This window comes from Bacillus sp. ISL-4 (assembly GCF_018613275.1).
Taxonomy (GTDB): domain Bacteria; phylum Bacillota; class Bacilli; order Bacillales; family DSM-1321; genus Peribacillus; species Peribacillus simplex_E.
Map to the genome: position 1 here is coordinate 234,505 of NZ_JAGGQN010000012.1, position 20,011 is coordinate 254,515.

20 protein-coding genes are annotated in these 20,011 nt (G+C 39.9%); 7 read left to right on the forward strand and 13 right to left on the reverse strand.

The window, feature by feature from the left end; all coding sequences use genetic code 11:
- Window positions 1-18: 18 nt before the first annotated feature.
- Together coxB and cyoE are read right to left on the reverse strand one after the other, a co-directional pair.
- A complete protein-coding gene (gene coxB / locus J7J00_RS10545; protein WP_098371109.1) occupies window positions 19-1,101 on the reverse strand; it encodes a cytochrome c oxidase subunit II in 1,083 nt (360 codons plus the stop codon).
- A gap of 250 nt (window positions 1,102-1,351) precedes the next feature.
- Complete coding sequence (cyoE, locus tag J7J00_RS10550) at window positions 1,352-2,290, reverse strand: heme o synthase (protein ID WP_214790442.1); 939 nt, start codon at window positions 2,288-2,290, stop codon at window positions 1,352-1,354.
- 601 nt (window positions 2,291-2,891) lie between these two features.
- Here cyoE and J7J00_RS10555 point away from each other — a divergent pair.
- Entirely contained in the window at window positions 2,892-3,878 is a 987-nt protein-coding gene (locus J7J00_RS10555; RefSeq protein ID WP_214790444.1) for a COX15/CtaA family protein, read from the forward strand.
- A 185-nt stretch (window positions 3,879-4,063) separates the two neighbouring features.
- Here J7J00_RS10555 and pyc read toward each other — a convergent pair whose 3' ends face one another.
- Both pyc and J7J00_RS10565 read right to left on the reverse strand, forming a co-directional pair.
- Window positions 4,064-7,501, reverse strand: coding sequence for a pyruvate carboxylase (gene pyc, locus J7J00_RS10560; RefSeq protein WP_214790446.1), 3,438 nt, complete (start codon window positions 7,499-7,501; stop codon window positions 4,064-4,066).
- 635 nt (window positions 7,502-8,136) lie between these two features.
- The gene (locus J7J00_RS10565; protein WP_034313996.1) at window positions 8,137-8,418 is read right to left on the reverse strand and encodes an Fpa/YlaN family protein; all 282 of its coding nucleotides are present in this window, start codon (window positions 8,416-8,418) and stop codon (window positions 8,137-8,139) included.
- 212 nt (window positions 8,419-8,630) lie between these two features.
- Between J7J00_RS10565 and J7J00_RS10570 the strand changes: the two genes are divergently transcribed.
- On the forward strand, window positions 8,631-9,143 hold the full coding sequence (locus J7J00_RS10570) for a peptidyl-prolyl cis-trans isomerase (protein ID WP_309487162.1): 513 nt from the start codon (window positions 8,631-8,633) through the stop codon (window positions 9,141-9,143).
- 64 nt (window positions 9,144-9,207) lie between these two features.
- Here J7J00_RS10570 and J7J00_RS10575 read toward each other — a convergent pair whose 3' ends face one another.
- Window positions 9,208-10,539: a PhoH family protein gene (locus tag J7J00_RS10575; RefSeq protein ID WP_098371115.1), complete on the reverse strand. Its 1,332-nt coding sequence runs from the start codon at window positions 10,537-10,539 to the stop codon at window positions 9,208-9,210.
- A gap of 267 nt (window positions 10,540-10,806) precedes the next feature.
- Here J7J00_RS10575 and J7J00_RS10580 point away from each other — a divergent pair, with 267 nt between their 5' ends.
- From J7J00_RS10580 to J7J00_RS10590, 3 genes are all read left to right on the forward strand, one after another.
- Window positions 10,807-11,406 carry a YhcN/YlaJ family sporulation lipoprotein gene (locus J7J00_RS10580; protein ID WP_214790450.1) on the forward strand — a complete coding sequence of 200 codons (600 nt, stop codon included), beginning with the start codon at window positions 10,807-10,809 and terminating at the stop codon, window positions 11,404-11,406.
- A gap of 159 nt (window positions 11,407-11,565) precedes the next feature.
- A complete protein-coding gene (locus J7J00_RS10585; protein WP_072272690.1) occupies window positions 11,566-11,766 on the forward strand; it encodes a YlaI family protein in 201 nt (66 codons plus the stop codon).
- Window positions 11,756-12,181: a hypothetical protein gene (locus tag J7J00_RS10590; protein ID WP_214790452.1), complete on the forward strand. Its 426-nt coding sequence runs from the start codon at window positions 11,756-11,758 to the stop codon at window positions 12,179-12,181. The genes J7J00_RS10585 and J7J00_RS10590 overlap by 11 nt, the downstream gene beginning before the upstream one ends.
- A gap of 35 nt (window positions 12,182-12,216) precedes the next feature.
- Here the strand turns inward: J7J00_RS10590 and J7J00_RS10595 are convergent, their stop codons facing one another.
- Genes J7J00_RS10595 through typA form a run of 3 tightly spaced genes read right to left on the reverse strand, consistent with a single transcriptional unit; the run spans window position 12,217 to window position 14,684 of the window.
- Entirely contained in the window at window positions 12,217-12,501 is a 285-nt protein-coding gene (locus tag J7J00_RS10595) for a hypothetical protein (RefSeq protein WP_214790454.1), read from the reverse strand.
- Window positions 12,502-12,505: 4 nt separating this feature from the next.
- Window positions 12,506-12,814, reverse strand: coding sequence for a YlaH-like family protein (locus J7J00_RS10600; protein WP_141992430.1), 309 nt, complete (start codon window positions 12,812-12,814; stop codon window positions 12,506-12,508).
- A gap of 22 nt (window positions 12,815-12,836) precedes the next feature.
- Window positions 12,837-14,684, reverse strand: coding sequence for a translational GTPase TypA (gene typA, locus J7J00_RS10605; protein ID WP_214790456.1), 1,848 nt, complete (start codon window positions 14,682-14,684; stop codon window positions 12,837-12,839).
- A 124-nt stretch (window positions 14,685-14,808) separates the two neighbouring features.
- Here typA and J7J00_RS10610 point away from each other — a divergent pair, with 124 nt between their 5' ends.
- Window positions 14,809-14,991, forward strand: coding sequence for a YlaF family protein (locus tag J7J00_RS10610; protein WP_034314013.1), 183 nt, complete (start codon window positions 14,809-14,811; stop codon window positions 14,989-14,991).
- 110 nt (window positions 14,992-15,101) lie between these two features.
- Here the strand turns inward: J7J00_RS10610 and J7J00_RS10615 are convergent, their stop codons facing one another.
- A complete protein-coding gene (locus tag J7J00_RS10615; protein ID WP_214790458.1) occupies window positions 15,102-15,905 on the reverse strand; it encodes an inositol monophosphatase family protein in 804 nt (267 codons plus the stop codon).
- Window positions 15,906-16,309: 404 nt separating this feature from the next.
- Window positions 16,310-16,507, reverse strand: a complete 198-nt coding sequence (locus J7J00_RS10620; protein WP_034314018.1) for a hypothetical protein — start codon at window positions 16,505-16,507, stop codon at window positions 16,310-16,312.
- Between the two features lie 193 nt (window positions 16,508-16,700).
- On the opposite strand from J7J00_RS10620, the gene J7J00_RS10625 reads away from it, so the two are divergent.
- Window positions 16,701-17,321 carry a YktB family protein gene (locus J7J00_RS10625; protein ID WP_214790460.1) on the forward strand — a complete coding sequence of 207 codons (621 nt, stop codon included), beginning with the start codon at window positions 16,701-16,703 and terminating at the stop codon, window positions 17,319-17,321.
- 89 nt (window positions 17,322-17,410) lie between these two features.
- On the opposite strand, the gene trpA is transcribed toward J7J00_RS10625, so the two are convergent.
- Genes trpA through J7J00_RS10640 form a run of 3 tightly spaced genes read right to left on the reverse strand, consistent with a single transcriptional unit; the run spans window position 17,411 to window position 20,007 of the window.
- The gene (trpA, locus tag J7J00_RS10630; protein WP_214790462.1) at window positions 17,411-18,190 is read right to left on the reverse strand and encodes a tryptophan synthase subunit alpha; all 780 of its coding nucleotides are present in this window, start codon (window positions 18,188-18,190) and stop codon (window positions 17,411-17,413) included.
- A complete protein-coding gene (gene trpB / locus J7J00_RS10635) occupies window positions 18,183-19,388 on the reverse strand; it encodes a tryptophan synthase subunit beta (RefSeq protein ID WP_214790464.1) in 1,206 nt (401 codons plus the stop codon). The genes trpA and trpB overlap by 8 nt, the downstream gene beginning before the upstream one ends.
- A 4-nt stretch (window positions 19,389-19,392) precedes the next feature.
- A complete protein-coding gene (locus J7J00_RS10640) occupies window positions 19,393-20,007 on the reverse strand; it encodes a phosphoribosylanthranilate isomerase (protein ID WP_214790466.1) in 615 nt (204 codons plus the stop codon).
- Window positions 20,008-20,011: the final 4 nt, after the last annotated feature.

Sequence of the window (20,011 nt, forward strand, 5' to 3'; positions counted from 1 at the left end):
ACCTCCCTAATCAATGTTCTATTTGTCTTCCACCTTTAGCTCCAATAGATAAGCTGCCAGTGCATTAATATCTGAATCTGAAAGTTCGCCGTAAGTACCGGTCATCGTGTTGCCCGGTTTATACTTCTCAGGATCCTTGATCCATTTTTTCACATTCTCTTCCGTGTGATCCAATACGCCAGCTACTTTTTGACGCTCACCGAATGTAGCCAGATTCGGAGCCTGACGAGCTGCTTCAGGCCTGCTGTCATTTGGTGTCACCGCATGGCAGCCTATACAGCTTTTATTAAAGACATCTTCACCCTGTTTGGCTAGATCACCTTCAACGACAGGTTCCTTCGCGGCTTTCATATCTTTAGTCCACGCTTCAAAATCGCTTTTAGACTTCGGTACGACCTTAAAATCCATCAAAGCATGTGAAGGACCGCAAAGTTCAGCACATTTTCCGTAGAACAAGTTGTTCGAATCTTCTGCCTTTTTACTATCGAATTCTAAGAAAAACTGATTGACCCCTTCTGTATTTGTATCCATCTTTCCTCCGACAGACGGTACCCAGAATGAATGCTTAACATCTGAAGCAGTTAAGTTGAAGTACACTTTTTGATCTGTTGGCACAACCAAATCCTGACTTGTTACAACGCCGAGGTCTGGATATTCAAACTCCCACCAATAAAGGTTTGCCCTAACATTCACGACAAGTGCATCCTTCGTTTTTCCATCCTTATCTTTCTTATCCATTGCCTTTGTGTCGGCTAAGTCGAAAGTCGTGACAACGGTCGGAACAGCCAGAACAATTAAAAGAAGGATAGGAATAACAGTCCAGATAATTTCGAGTTTATGACTTCCTTCAATTTGTTTCGGTATTGTTTCGTCGCCTTCCTTCCGACGGAAGCGTAGTAAAACTACAACGAACAAAATAATCACAACAATAATAACCAGTACCATGATTAGTGTACTCAATATCAGTAAGTCATACTGAGATTGCGCAACATCACCTGCTGGTTTCAGCGCGGATAGAAATGGTTCGCCGCAGCCCGAAAGGACAAGTCCTACAATACCCAGCAGAGCAATTAGGCGCCATTTGTGCAGCCTTTTTTTCATAGCTTCAGAAACCCCTCTTTCGTCAAAATTTTCTCACAAAAATAAAAATGGGCGCAATTGCGAATATTCTCTCTATGTCAATTTCTAAAAAAGAAAGAATCCCTAATCTAAGGAATTATTAAGAAGATTCATGTAACCGCTCTTATGTATGACCCCGTTGGTTCCGTTAATATGTATGAATGGCGGTCAGTGCATTATTTATCAGTAAGCTGGAGCCTGTAAAGGAACAGGCCGCCAGTTTAAACCAAAACTAGATGAGAGTGACAATAACCATCGCTACAAATAAAATGGTCATATAATTTAAAGAATATACAAACATGGATGTTGCCCATTTAACATCATCTTTCTTTTTATACCCCTTAATCCCCAAAATAAGCCAACCCGTGCTCAATAATCCAGCAAGAATAACTAGCGGAGTTCCTAATGGAGTTAAAAAGAAAGGAATGAACATTAAACAGACGATCCATAGCATAATCGATCTTTTTGCCGCCTTGAACCCTTTTACTACCGGAAGCATGGGTACGCCAGCTGCACGATATTCTTCGACACGCCTCATTGCAAGTGCATAAAAATGAGGAGGCTGCCACAAGAACATGATCGCGAACAGGACCCAGGCGATCTTATCAAGGCCCGGGTCGACTGCAGCCCACCCGATAAGTGGAGGCACCGCTCCTGATATACTGCCTATAATCGTATTCGAGACAAATCTACGTTTGAAAACCATTGTATATAAAACAACATAGGCGAAGACGCCGAATGCTCCTAGTATGGCAGTGGTCATATTAGTCAATGCAAGTAAAATCAGCCCTGCAGCAATTAAACCGAAACTTAATGCCAATACCTTTGAAGGCTGTACTTTCCCAGTTACCGTTGGACGGTTTTTCGTTCTTTCCATTAAATGATCGATATCACGGTCATAATAATTATTGAAACTGCAAGATCCCGCCATTATGAGCGCTGAACCTGCAAGTGTATAAAACACTACATCTAAATTGTGTAAGAAGCTAAGCCCCGAAAAATGAAGAGCTAACCACACGCCGGTAAAAGCTGTAATTATATTTGAATTGACAATCCCCACTTTTATAAGTGCGAGAAAATCCTTCCAAGCTGTTGTTTCAGGTATATCCGATTGAAGGGCGGCTTTACTGTCCTCCATGACAGCTTCTGACAAACCCCTTGTTTCTGACATTTGTTTTCCTCCTTTAAATCATTCAAAACAGACGCAAATGCAAAAAAAAACTTACATATGCTATAGAACATTATTTCATACTTTTTGATATTTGTAACCAAGGAAGCGTAAACAAAAAGTAAATTATTTACCAATGACCGTTGTCAATGGAATCCATCAAGAGCTTTCATTCTTAATATCATGCTTAATAACAGTAAAATTTAGTAAAATCATTTCTTCAATATATTAAAACACATTTTTGGAAGCTTTTGTGAAAATTTTTCGGATATTTTTTGACCAATTTGTGTCTCAATAATTTACTTCTCTTGTATGATGTTCATCAAGAACATGAATAATATGCTATTATCATCATCCCCTAGGCTCTATCCCTATTTTGCTCCTACTTGAAGGTTTACACTCCCTTTATTTCTATCAAAGTCTTTTGTAACTTTCAACTATTTCAGGCATTTTAATAAATAGTTATAATATTAACTGAACTTGTAAAATCATTCTATTTTGTGTAATATCGAGGAAGTTCGACAAATATTATGAAAAACCTTATGCTATTATTAATTTTATGGAACAACCCTAATTTGCTATAGAGAAAAAGGTGGGGCTACTAGTGAAATCGTCTCTTAAATGGTTTGCTGTTTTAACAACGGTTGTAATGCTTTTCATCTTACTTGGTGGAGCTTTAGTCACGAAGACGGATTCCGGCATGGGATGCGGCAGGTCCTGGCCATTGTGCAATGGCCAATTGATCCCGGACAAAATCACGATTGAATTGGTCATTGAGCTTTCCCATCGACTCGTTTCAGGAGCTGGAGGTTTCCTTGTTTTAATATTATCGTATATGTCTTGGAAAAAAATCGGCCATATCCGTGAAGCACGTTTCTTATCCGTCCTTTCTTTTGGTTTTCTGTTACTACAAGGGTTGATCGGAGCGGCTGCCGTCATTTGGTCACAATCCGATTTCGTCCTTGCCCTTCATTTTGGCATATCGCTCATTTCCTTTGCTGCCGTCTTTTTACTGACATTGTTGATTTTTGAAGTGGACAAGAAGTTCGAAGCAGAAAAACTTATCGTTGACAAACGAATGAAATTCCATATTATTGGCGTATTGATTTTTTGTCTGGTGGTCGTATATACAGGTGCTCTTGTAAGGCATACAGAATCCAGTCTTATCTGTAAAGATTGGCCTTTATGCGTAAATGACAGTCTTGCACTCCCCTCCAACCTTTATGAATGGATTCAGATGGGGCACCGTGCAATGGCAGGCGCTATTTTCATTTGGGTATCATATGTGGCTTATATCGCAAAAAAACATTACAAAAATCAAAAAGTGTTATATGGCGGTTGGATTACTGCATTCATTCTCGTATTTTTACAAGTTACCGCTGGTGCCTTTATCATTTTCTCAAGGCAAAACTTATATATCGCACTGACACACGCATTATTCATTGCCTGCTTTTTTGGTGTAATGAGCTATTTGATGCTATTGACATCAAGAAGCAAAAAAAATGCCCTGGCCAAGCAAAAAAGAAACTCCGCGCACTCTGTCAAAGGACAGGATGAACAGGATATAACGCCAACGGTACCCGCCCGTTAATGTCTGATTGTTCAATCAATAATATAAGATAAAACAAAACCACCATTCCCGGGAATGGTGGTTTTGTTTTATTTATAGGGAAGTTCAATGACCGTACATTGCCTAAAAAGAGGGTATAGGGCAGCTTAAAACCTCAAGCCTACCCCCATATACCCAAATCATTCACAAGGTCACAGTCAGCGATATTACTTAGTTATTTCAATCAATAAGTCTCCAGTACTGATTGCTTCTCCATCTTTCACATAAATATCCTTAATGGTCCCAGAGAATGGTGCTTGCACTGTGGTTTCCATTTTCATCGCTTCCGTAATGATCAGGTGATCACCTTGCTTGACCTGATCCCCTTTCTCAACCACTACACGAATAACCGTACCTGGCATTGTCGCACCGAGTTGTTCTTTATTTTTAGGGTCAGCTTTCATTTTTGATACAACGGAAGATTTAACGTTTTCATCCTTGATGATCACTTCACGTGATTGACCATTCAACTCAAAATACACAACCCGTGTTCCATCAGCCAATGGCTGACCGATTGAAACCAATTTTACGATGAGCGTTTTACCCTTTTCAATTTCAACTTCGATCTCTTCCCCTAGCCTCATACCATATAAGAAAGTTGCGGTATCGAGGTTGGAAACATCTCCAAACAGCTCATTCGTTTTATTGTAGTCCAAGAATACTTTTGGATATAGGGCATATGCAAGCACATCGAAATCAGTGACTGCCCGTCCCAATTCCTTGAATAATTCTTCTTTAAGAGCTGCAAAATCCACTTCTTCCAATAATTCACCTGGTCTTACTGTTATAGGTTTCTTCCCTTTCAGGATAACTTCCTGAAGCTCTTTAGGGAATCCCCCAACTGGCTGACCTAGATAGCCTTCGAATAACTCTATGACTGAATCAGGGAAATCGATGGATTTGCCTTTTGTCAGAACATCTTCTTCAGACAAGTTATTTTGTACCATGAATAAAGCCATGTCCCCAACAACTTTGGATGAAGGAGTTACTTTAACGATATCGCCGAACATTACATTGACACGCTGGTACATTTCTTTAACTTCATGCCAGCGGTCCCCCAGCCCCACTGCTTTGGCTTGCTGCTGCAGATTGCTGTATTGACCGCCCGGCATTTCGTGTTTGTAAACTTCGGTATGAGGTGCATTCATGCCGCTTTCGAAGTCATGATAGAATTTCCTGACCTCTCCCCAGTATTCTCCTAAACGCTCTAGTGAATCGACTTCCAATTTAGGCTGTCTGCTTGACCCCTCCAACGCATAATGAAGTGTTTGTACACTTGGCTGCGAAGTCAGTCCAGCTAAAGAACCAATCGCCGTATCAACGATATCCACACCAGCTTCGATCGCTTTCGAATACATGTAAATTCCATTTCCGCTTGTATCATGAGTATGAAGATGGATCGGAAGGGATGTCGTTTCTTTCAGTTCCGATACAAGGCGGTAAGCAGCATCAGGTTTCAAGAGGCCGGCCATATCCTTGATCGCTAAAATGTGGGCACCGGCATGTTCTAATTCCACGGCCATATTTTTATAGTAGTCGATATTATACTTGCTGCGTGATGGATCATTCAAATCCCCGGTATAACAAATGGCCGCTTCCGCAATTTTGCCGGATTGACGGACTGCATCAATAGCCAATTCCATCCCTTTAACCCAATTTAAACTGTCGAAGATACGGAAAACATCAATGCCTGTATCCGCTGATTTCTCTACGAATTCACGAATGACATTATCAGGGTAATTTTTATAACCAACTGCATTCGAAGCCCTTAAAAGCATTTGTAATAGGACATTAGGTGCTTTTTTCCTGAAACTTATCAGCCTATCCCATGGATCTTCTTTCAAGAATCGATATGCGACATCGAAAGTTGCCCCGCCCCACATTTCCATTGAAAATAAATCAGGAAGTAATTTTGCTGTAGGCTCAGCGATATCAAGGATATCTTTCGACCTAATTCTCGTCGCCAGTAAAGATTGATGTGCATCGCGGAAAGTCGTATCGGTAATCAATACCTCTTTCTGTTCTTTGATCCAATTGACCAGTCCCTCTGCACCTTGCTCTTCAAGTATATTTTTTGTACCCGAGATAAGAGGCAGGCCACCAACATTCGGAATTGGAGCTGGATCAAAAACAGGTTTTTTCTTTTTCTCGACTCCCGGGAATCCATTCACGGTCACATTTCCGATATATGAAAGCATTTTTGTCCCACGGTCTTTTCTAATTGGGAAGCTAAATAATTCCGGTGTTGAATCAATGAATGATGTATCATATTCCCCATTTATGAATTTTTCATGTTTTACAACATTTTCAAGGAAGGGGATATTTGTTTTAATACCACGAATCCTGAACTCCTTAAGGTTACGAACCATTTTGGAAGCTGCCTGTTCAAATGTAAGCGCATGAGTAGAAAGTTTAACGAGAAGGGAATCATAATATGGTGTGATGACCGCACCTTGGAATCCATTCCCAGCATCAAGACGAACACCGAATCCCCCACCGGAACGGTAAACCATCATTTTCCCTGTATCAGGCATGAAATTATTCAATGGGTCCTCAGTCGTCACCCGTGATTGAATCGCATATCCATGTGTTTTGATTCCTGACTGTTCGGGAATCCCGATCTTTTTGCCATGGAGTTCATGCCCTTCTGCTACCATGATTTGGGATTGAACGATATCAATGCCCGTAATCATTTCAGTAATGGTATGCTCAACCTGAACCCGTGGATTGACTTCAATAAAGTAAAATTCGCCATTTGCGACAAGGAACTCGACCGTACCAGCGTTTACATAATCAATATTTTTTGCCAACTTGACGGCTGCTTCACAAATCCTTTCCCTTAAATCCTCGGAAAGGGAAACGGAAGGTGCCACTTCCACAACTTTTTGATGCCTTCTCTGAACGGAACAGTCACGTTCATATAAATGGACGATATTCCCATGAGTATCAGCCAAAATCTGAACTTCGATATGCTTCGGATTTTGTATGAATCTCTCTACATAGACTTCATCATTACCAAAAGCTGCTTTAGCTTCTGATTTTGCGCGATCATAAGCCTCTTCAACTTCTTCGATTTTTTCGACAATCCGCATTCCGCGTCCGCCGCCGCCTAAAGAGGCTTTAATGATAATTGGAAAACTGTATTGTTCACCAAATTCCTTTACTTCTTCAACACTGGTCACCGGTCCATCGCTACCAGGGATAACCGGAATATCAGCCAGTTCAGCTTGTGTTCTGGCTTTTACTTTGTCACCAAACATATCTAGGTGTCTTGATTCTGGTCCGATGAAGATTATGCCTTCTTCCTCACAACGTTTCGCAAATTCAATATTTTCTGAAAGGAAACCATAACCGGGATGAATCGCATCGACTCCGCTCATTTTAGCGATCGCAATTATGCCTTCAATATCCAGGTATGCATCAATCGGCTTTTTGCCTTCCCCAACCAAATATGCCTCATCCGCTTTATATCGGTGATAAGAACCATAATCTTCCTTTGAATAGATTGCAACTGTGTGAATGTCTAATTCCGTACATGCCCGAAAAATCCGTATCGCTATTTCTCCACGATTTGCCGCAAGTACTTTTTCTATACGTTTCCCCATTGCTACCACCCTAATCAATATGTATTTTTATTGAATATATAGAAAAAAAGCGTGAAAGACTTTCACCACTTTTTATTCAAGAATTTATATCCCAACCAAGGAGATCATTCTGATCAAGCTCATTTTATTGTGGATGTAATTATTTCGATATATTTTATATTTTCGTTTTTTACATCCGATAAAGACTAAAAAGAGCTCTGCACCAATAGCAAATGAAAATTTAGCTATAATAATATATTATCAATTTGATTTAACATTCAATTAATATAACCATAATACTAAAATTAACTGAATACAATAAAAAAATAAAAAATTACATATATTCGTATATAAAAACAAGGAATTAGCTCTGCCTTTCCGAATTACGATCCCATTGTTAATCAAAGGCATTCGATTGGAAAATCCCACATATTTAATGATGGATAGAGAAATTTGAAATGTGAAGATAACCATTGAACATTACATCGAAAATTCAAAAAAATAAAAAAACAAAAAAATAAAAAACTCAATTGAGCTTCTACGGATTAATTAGTATGTCACTATTGAATATAGTATAACACTATTGATTAATTATGTATATAAATAAAAAACTCAAACAATCATCGAGATTTGTTTGAGTTAGTATGTTTTATCTATTATTTTTTTAATGATGCTTCATGCAAAACTGACAATTCCTGTTCAAGGGTCTCCAAAAGGGATTTACCCTCGGTTTCCTCTACCAAACCTAAGCGTACGGCAAAATCAATTTCTCGTGATAGGCCGAACATTTGTGTATCAAGTACCTCTTCATATAAAGGACATTGAGGCATAGTGAGATTTTCCATTTGAACTTTTATCAGTTTTAGAATCTTGTCAGCATCTGCTTTTAATAAAGCATAAGCTTTTTCTCGATGATTGACAAGCATATCAGATGCCATGTTAAATCCCCCCGCTCAGAGCGATTAAATCTTATCTCTAAATTCTACCTTTAGTTTTGTGAAAAAGCAAGGACATTGACAAACAATTTGCCATTGGGATATCACTGCCACCTCTCAAATGAATAGATCCTACCATGGAAATTGTTCACCATCGTGTAGATGTGACATTTCAATTATAATTGATTATAATCATTAAAGAGCAACAGAAAGGAATGAGATATTTGGAACCTATCGTATTTATAAATGGAAAAGTGAAATATCCAATTACGCTAGATCCTGGAGTATGGATTTTTGATGACCGTAAAGTTGAAATCGATACATATTTCCACGCTGAAAGAGTCCAAGTCAATGAATTAGAAGAATATACGATTGCCGCCTCCAAACATTGGCAAAAAGAAATACAGGAAGGCGCAATAATGCCACCCACAATAAAAACGGAACGAAAGTTCGAGAAGCAAAGATTGCTGGAAGGGACTTTCGGCATCCCTTTTGAACCTTTTTTAAAAAATGCCGAACCTGAAAATGGGGTAACTGAAGTCATCGTTACAACCGATGATGGGGAGCTTACATTCCCGTTGGAAACGGCACTTGAATTTTTCCTGGGCTTTTCCAAGGATGGAAAGCCGCTTAAAATATCTGATGGCGGCCCTATGGAAATTTATTTCGGAGACGCTTCCAACATCAATGATCCTATAAAAAATGTACGGTCTTTCACTGTTAAATAAGACTTAGTCCATTCTAACCAAAATCTTTAGAGCAATCGGCAAGGGACATCCCTTGCCGATTGAATTATAAAAGGGTAGCTGCGAGTTGGGCCAATCCAGATCTTTCCCCTTTTATCAATTTAACATGGCCGGCAATGCGCTCTGTCTTGAATTTTTCCACCACATAGGTCAAACCATTATTATATTCATCTAAATAAGGATGATCTATTTGCTCCGGATCCCCCATTAATACAATTTTGCTTCGCTCCCCGACTCTCGTCAAGATGGTCTTGACTTCATGTTTTGTTAAGTTCTGCGCTTCATCGATGATGATGAACTGATCCGGGATGCTCCTTCCCCTGATATAGGTCAGGGCTTCCACTTCAATCGAACTCATGCCAGCTAGAATGGCATCCAATTCCCCAGGTTTTTTCGTATTGAATAAAAATTGGAGATTATCGAAAATAGGCTGCATCCAAGGTCTTAATTTTTCTTCTTTTTCCCCTGGCAGATAACCAATATCTTTACCAACAGGAACAATTGGCCTGGCAACCAGAAGTTTCTTATATTGTGACAAATCTTCAGTTTGCATCAATCCTGTAGCCAATGCCAATAAAGTCTTGCCTGTCCCCGCCTTACCAATGAGCGTCACAAGCTGGATATCCGAACGAAGCAATAAATCAAGCGCCATCGTCTGCTGGACATTTCTCGGTTTAATTCCCCAAATATGTTCCCCTTCATACATCAATTTCTTGACTAGCCTACAGTTCTCATCCACTATCCCAATCGCAGAAGCTGAACTCCCCAGCGTGTCCTTCATCAACAAGAATTGATTTGGGTAATATGAATCTTTTGTCAGTTCCTCCAGTGCCAGAAAACTTTTTTCATAAAACTTATTCAGATTATCAATCGATACAAACACTTCTTTATGCCCAGCGTATATATGGTCCAGTTCTACGACACGATCATTTAAAAAGTCCTCTGCCTCAAGTCCGATAGCATCGGCTTTAACCCTGACGAGAGTATCTTTGCTTACCAAAATGACCGTTTTTCCATCTTCCTTCGTCTCTTCTTCCAAAGATAAATTTTTCGCGACTGCCAATATCCTGTTATCATTCGTTTTCTCCACAAAAATTTCCTGAAGCTTATGAAATGAACGGTGGTTGAGTTCAATCCTTATACTGCCTCCATTATGAAGCGGAATGCTCTGATGAAGCTTCCCTTTTTCACGAAAGCTATCGATCAATTTCGATACTTGCCTGGCATTCCTTCCGATTTCATCCATATACCGTTTTTTCGAATCCAATTCTTCTAATACGACTGCCGGAATGACAACTTCATTATCTTCGAATGAATAAATCGAGTACGGATCCTGCAACAGGACATTCGTATCTAAAACATAGATTTTTTTCCCCAATATGACGCCTCCTGCCTGCTCTTTAGGATATGCCTTACCACTTACTACACTCAGAAGTTATGTAGCGGACGAGACTGTTGATAAAATATATGTTCCTTTGCATAAAGATAGAAGAACATTTACAGACTATAAAGAAAACTTCCAGCAAAAAATGCTATCCCCAACATTGAAGACAACATGTTTGGCTGCATTTTATACTTACATGAATCAGACTTGGGCATTGATGGACAGGCTGGAACCAACAAAAAACATTAAGGAGGTTGCACTTTGCAAAAATTCATATTGTCGATCGCTGCTGTTCTGTTGATGACAGGTTGCTCAATGAATAATAAAAATGAAGTGTCTGAAAATAATGCGAAAAACAAATTAACGAAAGTCAATAACTCGACCATTAAGGAAGCAGACAGAAAGACAGGTCGGCAAACAGCGGAAAGACTCACAGGTTTGGCTAAATCCATTCCTGAGGTGAACGATGCCACCGCAGTCGTACTTGGCAAATATGCCATCGTCGGAATAGATATCGACCAAGATATTGAGCGTTCACAGGTCGGAACGATAAAGTACTCAGTTGGAGAAACTTTAAAACATGATCCTGAAGGTGCAAATGCCCTCATCGTCGCTGACCCAGATATAAATGAGCGGATCAGGGAGGTGGCCAGAGACATTAAAGACGGTAAACCGGTAACCGGGATACTAAATGAACTCGCTGACATCACAAGTCGGGTCATTCCTGAGGTTCCTGGTGATATTTTAACCCCAACGCCGTCCAAGAACATTGAAAAGGAAAAAAATAAACTTGATGATGAAACGGAAAGAAAAGAACTCGATAAAGAGCAAAATGATCAATCCAATCACTTTAAAGAATGAATACTCCTAACCCGAAGTCAATCTTCGGGTTTTTGTCTTTATCCGCTATGAACCAAGTAACGTTAACGTTCATATGTTAGTTTCACTTTATCCTCGTTTTACCATAAAAATATTGGTATACTTAAAAGCATATTCAAATTGAAGTGAGGTTCAACTAATATGAAGGTAAAATGTGTAATATGCGATCAAATTGAATCTATACCTGATGATAGCCCAGAAGCTAAGAAACTTCGCAACCGCCCTATACATACCTATATGTGCAATACATGTAACCAACGCATAGAAGAGCGTACGAACGAACGGATTGCAACCGGAAACTTCCGTCTTTACCGGACAATCAAAAATGAAGATGAATGGTAGAATATTTTATAAAGTTTCCCTGATTGGTCTCATCAATGGAATTCTGCTTGGAGTGATTATGAAGTGGATAGAAATGTTTTCCGGTAAACAAGTGTATAAGCTTTTATTGAATGTGGATTTCCTTCCTGTAATCGGAGCTGCTTCCTGGAGTGAGGCATCATTGTTCTTTTTCCATCTCCTTTTCTCACTGGCAATTACGTTCAGTTACGTTTATATTCTTCGTCCTTTGAGGATTTTCAGGAATTGGAACAAATACACACTTGCATTTTTCACGATCATTCCCGCCATCATGCTTTACTTTCCACTATCGGCGCTGTCGAAAACAGAAGTTGTCCTTCCTTCTGATTTGACAGCTTTCTTTTTGTGGACAATCTTACATCTTTTTTACGGACTTTCCCTCCCTAAAGCAATATAAAAAAGAACCGTGCATATGCACGGTTCTTTTTATCATTACTCGACATTTTTATACTTATCTGGCTCAAGCTCAATTTGATCTAACATGATATCAATCAATTCAATCGGAAAACGCTGCTTTTTCATTTCATCTCCCAAAAGATACTCAACGAAATAAAAAGGCTCTGTTTTTGAAACCGAATCAATGGTTACTTGATGATCATCTTTCAACATCTGCATAAAGAACATTTCTGTATCACGCGCAGCTGTATCATCAGGTCTTGCATCACAGACAACTTTGATCGTCAACCAATTGTATAAAGCATCCTGTAATGATTTCATCATCTTAAGCCTGTTCTTCTTTTCTTGAATTATGAAGACGGAATCTATAGATCCCAAGAACAAGTGAAGCGATGACTAATGCTTCCCCCATAGGAAGAAACACCGCAAAGAAAGAAAGAAGGGTACATCCAAGTGCCATTACCGCATAAATGACCACATTTTTTAGCAAAGGTAACTTTTTGGCAAAACCTAACTGATAGACAAGGATGCATAATCCAAAGATCGTCAAATATAAATACCACATTCCTGCTTCAGGATTTTCATCCACTCGGTACAATGCTGCAAAAAATGATAATCGCTCTTGGATATCCAATCTTTTCTCCTCCTCTTGCTATTTATTTTTCTTCAACAGCAACTTTTTTTCTTTTAGCTGCTCTTTCACGCTCGTTTTTATCAAGAATTTTTTTACGAAGTCGGATTGAATCCGGAGTTACTTCACAGTACTCGTCATCGTTCAAATATTCTAGAGCTTCTTCAAGGGACATGATTCTTGGTTTTTTCATGGAAGAAGTCTGGTCTTTATTTGCTGAACGCATATTTGTCATTTGTTTCGCTTTAACGATATTAACTGTCAAATCGCTATCACGGTTATGCTCCCCGACGATCATGCCTTCATAAATATCCGTACCTGGCTCAATGAAAATAACACCGCGGTCTTCTACTTGCATAATACCATATTGTGTAGTTTTTCCTGATTCCATGGATACAAGAACACCTTGACGTCTTCCGCCGACTTGACCTTGGGCCATTGGTTGGTAGCTGTCAAATGAATGGTTCATGATACCATATCCACGTGTAATCGTTAAGAACTCAGTTGAATAGCCAATAAGTCCGCGAGCTGGGATCGTGAACAATAAACGAACTTGACCGCTTCCGCTATTGATCATATCCAACAATTCACCTTTACGGGCTCCCATTGATTCCATGATCGAACCAGTGTGCTCCTCAGGTACGTCGATTTGTACACGTTCAACTGGCTCACAACGGACACCGTCAATCAAGCGAACGATAACTTCCGGTTTAGAAACTTGCAGTTCATAACCTTCACGTCTCATGTTTTCGATCAGGATGGAAAGGTGAAGCTCCCCACGACCTGAAACAATCCAGACATCCGGAGAATCAGTATTTTCAACTCGTAAGCTGACATCCGTTTGCAATTGGTTTTTCAAACGCTCTTCAATTTTACGAGCTGTGACGAATTTACCTTCACGGCCTGCGAATGGGCTGTTATTTACAAGGAAAGTCATTTGTAATGTTGGCTCATCGATACGTAGAATTGGAAGGGCATCAGGATGTTCAGTCGGACAAACCGTTTCCCCTACGTTAATATCTTCCATACCTGAAACGGCAATTAAATCACCGGCAACGGCTTCTTGGATTTCAACTTTCTTCAAGCCAATATAACCAAAGATTTTCGTTACACGGAATTGTTTAACCTTCCCATCAAGTTTCATTAATGAAACTTGTTGACCTACATGCATTTTACCGCGGAATACACGGCCAACCCCGATACGTCCTACATAATCATTATAGTCAAGTAAAGCCACTTGGAATTGAAGCGGTTCATCTGAGTTATCAATTGGTGCTGGGATCGTTTCGACGATTGTTTCGAAAAGTGGGGTCATGTCTTTTTCTTGTTTAGTAGGATCTGAATCCAGGCTTGCAGTACCAGCAATACCTGAAGTGAAGACAACTGGGAAGTCTAACTGTTCTTCTTCAGCTCCTAGTTCGATGAATAAGTCAATTACTTCATCGACCACTTCATTTGGACGTGCAGAATCTTTATCGATTTTGTTCACGACAACGATTGGTGTAATCTTTTGTTCCAATGCTTTTTTCAACACGAAGCGAGTTTGCGGCATACAGCCTTCATATGCATCAACAACAAGAAGAACGCCATCAACCATTTTCATGATCCGTTCCACTTCACCACCAAAGTCGGCATGACCAGGTGTATCCAAAATATTGATTCTTGTATCTTGGTATTGAACTGCTGTATTTTTCGCAAGAATCGTGATTCCGCGTTCTTTTTCAATCGCATTAGAATCCATCGCACGTTCTTCCACATGTTCATTTTCACGGAAAGTACCAGATTGCTTAAGCAACTGATCCACTAACGTCGTTTTACCATGGTCAACGTGGGCAATGATGGCTATATTACGAATATTTTCTCTTAATTTCAAAAAATTCACTCCTAAAAAAGTTTGTGTAAAACGTATCACTAGTATTAGCTTACATATTATATCACAAACATACTAGAAACAAATACAGAAATTATGTACAATAGATATATTAGGGGTGATATTAATGAACATTAAATGGAATTTCTTAATATTAGCGGTACTGGCAACATCCAGCATTGGCTCCATTGGCATCTTCATTGCCGAGAAGAGCTTGATTGGAATATTAGCTGCAATCGTCATTCTTTGCGGAATCATGGGGTTCGGTTTCACTCAGAAGAAGAAATTGCGCGAAGCCGGGAAGTTATAATATAAAAAACTCGCTGACAGACAGCGAGTTTTTTTTGTTAATTATTTCATAATGAACATTTTAATCCATTCGTGCCAAACTTTGGTACTGCCTTCAATTAGGCCTTAATACTAATGACCGGAATTTCCTGATAAGTATTTATCGAATACTTCTTTATGGAGCCCTGGTTTAGATGCGAAAAGTGAGTCACCTTTTAAAAAGTCCAATTTGTCACCTTTAATATTACTAACTTCCCCGCCCACTTCCTCAACCAGTAAAACTCCTCCGGCAAAGTCCCAAGGCATGAGTCTCATGGTTATGTATGCATCAATCCTTCCAGCTGCGACGAAAGCCAGCTCCAATGCTGCGGAGCCATAAGAACGTGTTCCTCTTGCATCCCGAACTAGCGGTGCCAAAAGACTCGGATCGATTCTTCGGTTTTCCGTTACCCAGCTTGCATTAATAGAAATTATCGCTTTGCTTACTGATGCCTCTTCAAGAGATGGCAGCCTTTGATCATTCAGAAATGCTCCTTGCCCCTTAATCGCATGATATAATTCATCACTAAAGACATCATAAACCATGCCGATTTTTCCGATGCCATCCACATAAACCCCAAGAGAAATTGCAAAATTCCTCTGTTGATGAATGAAATTCAACGTTCCATCAATTGGATCGATAATCCACACAGTACCTTTTAGGTCTTTAATATCATTGCCCATTCCCTCTTCCCCAAATATGCGGTGTTCAGGGAAAACTTCGTTGATTTTTTCGCAAAAAAACTTTTCTATCCCCTTATCCATATTAGTAACCAAATCATTCGGATTCGTTTTCATTTCAATATTCAACTTGGTTTTAAAGGACGCCCTTAGCCTAGTACCCGCTTCTTTCATCCATAACTTCGCATATGTATCCATTTCCTTGACCGATGCCATTATAATATCCCCGTCCTTTGTGATCAGAAACTACATTAAAATGATCCTCTTCTAAAGATTAAAGCAAATATAGCTTGCCTTCAAGTTTTTAACATCTTGAATTTTCCATTTTTTTAACATGAGGAAAGAAGATTCCTTGACCAACCATCCATTAATCGGTTTCGCAATTATGAGCTAGCCAGCACAAATACTTTCAAACCACTTTGAATTTACGTTTCCCTTCCTTATTAAAGAGACCCGGAATAAATAAAATACTACCTTATATATATTGGACATTTAATGAAAAACGGACACATTATTTTTTAATAAAATAAAGTGTCCGCTCATCTATAATAAAATTCCTTGTATTGAAATTGATTCATTTCCTTTATTCATTCTCCTTCAAGATCTCTGCAGCCAATCAGTTACAAGGCTTTCAGTTTCAACAATTCCAAGCGGATGCGTTCTAGCCTTTGCTTGCATTGTGACCTCTTTTGGTCATTCTCTTCACCGATTGCTTCAAAAAGGGTTGCTAATTCATAGTCCATTTCCATCCTTAACACTGCAGCTCTATGTCTTTCAACTTCTTTAGCTTTTAATGCTTGGTTCATGACTTGTTTCATAATTAACATTCTCCCTTCATCAATTAACGTAATTTTCTGAATTTATTTTATCATATGACTTCCTACCTCAAATAGCAACTAATTTGTGCTATAACCTATAAGTAATTTTACATGCCAACCCAAATCGTATTTTTTAAATTTTACTTTTACTTATGCTACAATATGTGCAGATATTACGGTAGGAGAGATGAAAATGAATATTGCAAGTTTTACAGCAGATGATTTTGATGTTTTTAAAATTGATGGATTGGAACCGCGCATGGATGCTTTAAAAGAACGGATCCAGCCCAAATTACATGCACTTGGAGAGCACTTTTCTCAAAAACTGTCAGTTATGACCGGCGATGAAATGCACCCTCATGTTGCAAAGCATGCTAGACGGTCAGTGAATCCTCCTAAAGATACTTGGGTTGCTTTCGCTGCCAATAGCAGAGGTTATAAAATGATGCCGCATTTCCAAATCGGGTTATGGGAAACGCATATGTTCATCTGGTATGCCGTGATTTATGAAGCCCCTAATAAAACTGAAATCGGAAAGAAACTGGAGCAGCAGGCAGACCGATTAGTGAATAGCATTCCCTCCCATTATGTTTGGTCAATGGACCATACAAAACCTGATGTCATCAATCATGATGGTCTTGGAGTAGATGATTTGAATTCAATGTTCACTCGTTTGCAAACTGTAAAAAAAGCCGAAATCCTTTGCGGTATAAAAATTTCCCGTGATGACGCTATTAAGTTAAAAGATGATGATTTCATTCAAACCATTCAAGATGCGTTTGAACATCTTTTACCCTTATATCAATTAAATTAAACACAGTTGCTTCGTATTCGGTTTGAATATCGGGTGCCTTCAATTAAACTGGTTAAGAAAAAAGGAGAGCCTTAATGGCTCTCCTTTCCTCATTTTTGCACTACTCCTTTGCTTGCTTGTATCAAATCACCAATTTGATCTTCCTTACCAGTCTCGAAGCATTCGATGACCTTGCTGCCGACAATGACACCATCGCAGTATTGTATTGCATCACGGACATGATCTGGCGTCGATATGCCGAACCCAGCAAGAACGGGAACCGGACTTATCTCTTTTACCTTCTTTAAATAACCTCCAAGTTCTTCCCCAAAGGCGTCACGGGCACCCGTAATGCCTTTGACTGTAACTGCATAGATGAATCCCTCCGCCCCTGCAGTAATCTCAGTGATACGCTCTTTCGAAGACGTGAGTGTCACAAGTCGGATAAGAACGATCCCTGCAGTTTTGATTGATGAAAAGATGGATTCTTCTTCAATCGGTAAATCGGGGATGATGCACCCGGAAATCCCTGCATTGAGACAGTCATTCGTAAACTCTTTAAGTCCATATGCCAGGATCGAATTCGTATATCCCATTAAAATAATTGGGATGGTCACTTCATTTTTGATTTCCATTACTTTTTTCAGGACATCTTTTAAAGTTGTTCCATTTTCCAAAGATCTGATGCCGGCTTGTTGGATAACCGGACCATCAGCGACAGGGTCAGAGAATGGTATACCTAGTTCAACGGCAGTCGCACCGCTGTTTTCAAGGAAAAGAAGCTGGCTCTTTAACCGTTCAAGCCCTCCATCCCCTGCCATAATATAAGGGATGAATGCTTTTTCCTTCTTTGTTTGACATTCTTCAAGCACATTTGTTAATTTATTCATGTTCACTACCCCCCATCAATGATTGGACCGTTTCAACATCCTTATCACCACGGCCGGACAGGCAAATCACCAGTCCTTTTCCTTTCTCCATTTCTTTAGCAAGCTTTAAACCGAAGGAAATGGCATGTGAACTTTCTAAAGCAGGGATGATCCCTTCCTCCCTTGAAAGCATCGCTAGAGCTTCCAAGGCTTCATCATCGGTTACGGAAGTATATTTCACCCGATTTGTATCTTTTAAGTAACTATGTTCAGGCCCTACCCCTGGATAATCCAGCCCTGCTGAAATTGAATGTGCCTCCTGGATCTGACCGTCCTCATTCTGCAGCACATACATAAATGCCCCGTGGAGCACCCCAGGTTTCCCCTTAGTCAAACTTGAAGCGTGTAATGGTGTTTCAAGTCCATGCCCTGCCGCTTCCACTCCGTATAATTTTACCGTTTCATCCTCAATGAACGGATAAAACATTCCCATTGCATTACTTCCTCCGCCTATGCAAGCGACTATTGCATCCGGTAGGGAATGAACCGCTTCCGAATATTGACGCTTTGTTTCATTCCCTATCACGCTTTGAAAATCACGTACAATAACGGGGAATGGATGCGGACCAAGAACTGATCCCATTATATAATGTGTGTCATCCACATTCGCCACCCAATATCGTAACGCCTCATTCACTGCATCCTTCAGTGTCCCGCTTCCTTGTGATACAGATATGACCTTGGCTCCCAAAAGCTCCATCCTGAATACATTCAATTTCTGTCTCCTGATATCTTCTTCTCCCATAAAGATGATGCATTCCAACTTCAGCAAAGCACACACAGTCGCCGTTGCAACCCCATGCTGTCCTGCACCCGTTTCGGCAATCACCTTTTTCTTGCCCATTTTCTGAGTCAGCAAAGCCTGACCGATCGTATTATTTATTTTGTGGGCTCCGGTATGATTCAAGTCTTCTCGCTTCAGATAAATATCTGCACCTCCAGCAAGCCTCGTTAAGTTCTCCGCAAAATAAAGTGGTGTTTCCCGACCGATATACTGTTTCAGGTAATAATTTAGCTGCCTTTGGAATTCAGGATCATTTTTAGATTGTTCATATACTTCTTCAAGCTCAGTAATCGCCGCCATTAAAGTTTCCGGAACGAAACGGCCTCCATATGCTCCAAAATGTCCAGTTTTATCAGGCTGTGTATAAGTGTTCATCAATTCATTCCTCTTTTCCGGCTGTATATTTTGCCTCATTAATAAATGCCTTTATTTTTACGGCATCTTTTAATCCGTTTGTTTCAACGCCGCTGGCTACATCAACTGCGAATGGTGAAACGGCATTAATCGCTTTTCCGACATTTTCCGGAGTCAGCCCACCCGCTAGAATTACCTTCCCCGGTGGCAGATCCGCTTTTCGAATCATATCCCAATCCAAAGTCAATCCCTTTCCAGATGAACTTTTAGGAAGATCTACTAATAGATAATCTGCTGGGTATTCATGAATGTTTTCAAGGTCTTTCTCTGAATTGACCGCAAAGGCCTTGATCACCGGTAGGGGCATTCTGCGGGCAAAGCTGGCAGACTCGTTACCATGAAGCTGAATATAATCCAATCCTGCAATTTCAGCACTTTTTATCACTTCTTGTTCAGTTTGATTGGCAAACACTCCGACCTTTTTAACCTGTCCAGCTAGATTCGCTCCGAATTCTCCTACTATCTCTGGCTCAACCTTCCTGCTACTCTCGGCAAAAATGAAACCAATGAAGTCTGCCCCGGAACTAACAGCAGTCTGAGCGGCTGCCAATGTCTTTATCCCACAGATTTTCACTAACATATTA